A 3,904-nucleotide genomic window follows, 5' to 3' on the forward strand; every position below is an offset into this window, starting at 1 on the left:
TGCCCCAGCGCCCCCGGATCGCGCAGCGCCCGTCCGTCCACCTGCACCGACTGGGCGAGCGCCAGCGTCGCGGCGGTCTCGTCGTCGCAGGCGGCCTTTCCCAGGCCGGTGCAGTCGCCCATGTTGGCGCGCAGCCAGCGCAGCAGGTCGTCGGCGGTGGAGTAGAGGCCGAAGGAGGGCTGCATCGCCGGCGCCTCCCAATCGGGAACCACCTGCCCGCGGGCGTGGCCCACCGCCTTGCGGGCGCGCTGCCCGGCATTGGGCGCCAGCGTGGTGTCGGTCATGGCGAAGCGGTCGGTGACCACCCGCCTCAACAGGGTCTCGTAGGGAATGCCCGACGCGGTGGACAGCGCCTCCCCCAGCACCGCCATGCCGACGTTGGAATAGCGGAAGCGCGTGCCCGGCGGCACCGTCAGGCTGAAGCCGGACAGCCACGCCCCCACCTCCTCCCGCGTCAGCGGCTTGTAGGGGTTGCGCGGATCCTCCAGCCGGCTCCAGGAAAAGCGCGGCGTCTCCGGCACGTTGGGCAGCCCCGCCGTGTGGGTGGCAAGGTCGAGCAGGCGGATCGGCGTGCCGTCGAAGTCGGGCGCGTGGACCGGTTTGGGCAGATGGCGGGCCAGCGGGTCGGTCGGGGCGACGCGCCCGGCGCGGATCAGCTCCGCCAGGATGGTGCCGGTGAAGGGCTTGGTGAGCGAGGCGATCTGGAACAGGGTCCGCCCGTCCGGGGGGCCGCCGTCGGGCCGCCCGCTGTCGCCGCGCCCGACGACGAGGCTGCGCCCGTCGCGGATCACCCCGACGACGATGCTGCCAGCCCCCGCCTCCGCCAGACGGCGGTCGGCTAGCGCCGTCACCGCCTCCCGCAGATGGTCCGGGGCCACCGCGTCCGCCGGAGCCGGGGCCGTCGCCCAGACGGTGAGCGCAAGAAACGACACGACACCGAGCACCGGCCCCCGCATCCTCACCCTCCGTCATCGGCGCGCGGAATGAGCGCGCTGACGGAAGAGTGGGAAGCGGTCCTGCCCGCCGGTACGCCCGCGGACGGACATCACGCCAACGGAGCAGACCGCGCCGGGCGGGTTAGACCGGTGAGGAGCGGCTTATTCGGCCGGATTTTACTCGGTGGGAATTTCCGCCAGCGGGGGGCGGCGGTCCTTCACGATGGTCAGGGGCACGTCGTCGGCGGCGATCTCGATGATCGGCTGGCCGCCCAGCAGGCTGGGGCACTGCTTGACCTGGGTGAAGGCCATGAAGAAGTCGGCCTTGCGCCAGTCCAGGCCGGTGCCGTTGACCAGCTTCAGCCAAGGCGGCAGCTCGAAGCGTACGGCCAGCGTGTTGCCGCAGACCGACAGGGTGTACTGGCGCGGCGGCGCCTTGCCGCCGTTCTCGCGCTCCACCAGGGAGACCAACTCGGCCAGCGCCTCGTGCTGGGAGTTGCCCCAGTAATCCAGCTCGAACCGGCCCTCGGCGCCCTTCAGCCCGCCGGCGAACTGGTTGTAGTAGACGTACTGGTTCGGGTGCATGGCGCCGAGCTGCCAAGCGTACAGCACGGCCACCGCGATGGCCGCCGCCCCGTACGCCTGCCCCGTACGCCTGCCCAGCGCCTCGGCGCCGCTCCACAGCCGGTCGAAGGCGATGCCGGCCAGCACCGCCATCGGCGGCGCCACGAACAGGAAATGGCGGATGCCGTTGTAGACGGACGGGCGCATCAGCATGAACAGGATCACCGGCAGGAAGGCCGCCAGCGCCAGCGGCACCCAGCGCACCGCCCCGAAGGCGCCGTCCGCACTCCGCCAACCGCCGCGCACCACCCACAGGACGGCCAGCACCACCGCGGCCAGGGTGCCCAGCAGCACCGCCTCCGGCAGCTTCACCCCCAGATAGACCGGCAGGTAGAGCGCCGGCGGGGCGGCGGAGCTGACCATCTGCCCCATGAACAGCGTCTGGATGTCGATGGGGAAGTGCGAGACGACGCGCAGCGCCTCCAGCGGGTTCAGCGGCTTCTGCACCGCCCAGGGCCAGAACAGCGCCATCACCGCGTAGGCCAGCGGAATGGCCGGCAGCAGGGGCGGCACGGAGCGCCGGACGACGCCCAGCGCCGGCCGCAACCCACCCTGCCACGCCACCAGCACCACATAGAGCGCCAGCGCCATTGCGAGGTAGAAGCCGGCCAGCACCCCACCCACACGGATCGACAGGGTCAGCCCCAGCGCCAGCCCGAACTTCAGCACGGCGCTGCGGCGCGGCGCCGGCATCTGGCCGATGATGCGGGTGGCGAAATAGAGCGTCCACACCATGCCCGCGGCGAAGGGCACGTCCTTGGTGTTGTTGAACATGGCGCCGTAATAGACGCCGGACAGAGCCAGCAGCGCCGCCGCCAGGAAGCCCGCCCGCGGCCCGGCCAGCAGCCGCGCGTAGCGCCAGCAGCCGGCGATGCCCACCACCCCGACCAGGGCGCAGAGCAGGTGGCGCGTCTCGTACTCCTCGAACGGCGAGATCGGGACCACCAGGGCGGTCACCAGGTCGAACAGCCCGCCATACAGGTACAGGTCCTTGAAATGGAAGGCCGACCGGTCGGTGAAGCCGGACAGGTAGAAGGACAGTAGCTTCTTGCCGTAGATGTGCTGCACCTCCTCGTCGGTGCTGATCCCGTAGTTCCGGAAGGTCAGCGCGGCGAGGATGATCAGGCACAGCAGAAGCGCGCGCGCCATGTCGTCCCACAGGGCGCCGGCGCGGCGTTGCGCCAAGGCGCCCGCCGGGGGACTCGCCCCAAGGGGATTCAGGCCGAGCGGCGGCATCAGGCTCATGAAGGGCGGTCCTCGCTTCCGGGCCGGCGCCAAGCGCCTGCGTTGGCCCCCGGATTGGCCCCCGGACTGGCTGCTAAATTGGATGCCGGAACCGCGGCCTCATCCTCGAAACCGTGCGCCGAACGGACGATGTAGAGGGGGCGCCCCTTCACCTCGTTGAACACGCGGCCCAGATAGTCGCCGATGACCCCCAGCGTGACGAGCTGGATGCCGCCCATGAACAGCACCGCAGCCAGCAGCGATTCATAGCCGGGCACGTCGATGCCGTAGATCAGGGTGCGCAGCAGGCGCAGCAGGATGTAGACGAAGGCGAAGCCGGAGATTGCCATGCCAACCAGGCTCCACACCCGCAACGGGAAGGTGGAGAAGGCGGTCAGCCCGTCGAAGGACAGGCTGAGCAGCTTCAGGAAGCCCCATTTGGTGTCGCCGCCGGCGCGCTCCCCCTGCTGGTAGGGGATGCTGGCCTGACGGAAGCCGACCCAGGCGAAGATGCCCTTCATGAAGCGCGTGCGTTCGGGCATGCGGTTGATGACGTCGACCACCCGCCGGTCCATCAGCCGGAAGTCGCCGACCTCGCGCGGCAGCTTGACCTCCGACAGGTTGTCGAAGATCCAGTAGAAGGCGCGGGCGAACATCCGGTGCTTCAGGCTTTGCCCCACCCGCGCGTGGCGCACGGCGACGACCACGTCGTAGCCCTCGCGCCATTTGGCGAGGAACTGCGGCAGAAGCTCCGGCGGGTGCTGAAGGTCGGCGTCCATCGGGACCACGGCGTCGCCGGTGGTGTGGCGCAGCCCGGCCGACAGGGCCAGTTCCTTGCCGAAGTTGCGCGACAGGTCGACCACCTTGACCCGCGGGTCGGCGTCATGGACGTCCAGCAGGCGGTCGAGCGTGTCGTCGCGGCTGCCGTCGTTGACGCAGACCACCTCCCACTCCGCGTCCAGCCGGTCGAGCACGGGCACCAGCCGCTCGAACAACGCCGCAATGTTGGGGCCTTCGTTGTAGAAGGGGATCACCACCGACAAGCGCCCCCGCTTCGTGCGGGCGGAGCGCGACGGCTTCGGGGCGGAAGCGGCGTCACCGGTGATGGGGGCGGGTGTGGG

Annotated in this window: 3 protein-coding genes; all 3 read right to left on the reverse strand. The window is 70.5% G+C overall.

Annotated features, from left to right (window positions below; all coding sequences use genetic code 11):
* On the reverse strand, positions 1-956 hold a 956-nt coding region (locus tag GBZ26_RS27975), incomplete at its 3' end, for a serine hydrolase (protein WP_174441600.1).
* A 156-nt stretch (positions 957-1,112) separates the two neighbouring features.
* The gene (locus tag GBZ26_RS27980) at positions 1,113-2,804 is read right to left on the reverse strand and encodes a glycosyltransferase family 39 protein (RefSeq protein WP_174441601.1); all 1,692 of its coding nucleotides are present in this window, start codon (positions 2,802-2,804) and stop codon (positions 1,113-1,115) included.
* Positions 2,801-3,904: glycosyltransferase family 2 protein (locus tag GBZ26_RS27985; RefSeq protein WP_425599369.1), on the reverse strand; the 1,104-nt coding region annotated here is incomplete at its 5' end. The genes GBZ26_RS27985 and GBZ26_RS27980, both read right to left, overlap by 4 nt.

This window comes from Azospirillum formosense (genome assembly GCF_013340925.1).
GTDB lineage: Bacteria > Pseudomonadota > Alphaproteobacteria > Azospirillales > Azospirillaceae > Azospirillum > Azospirillum formosense.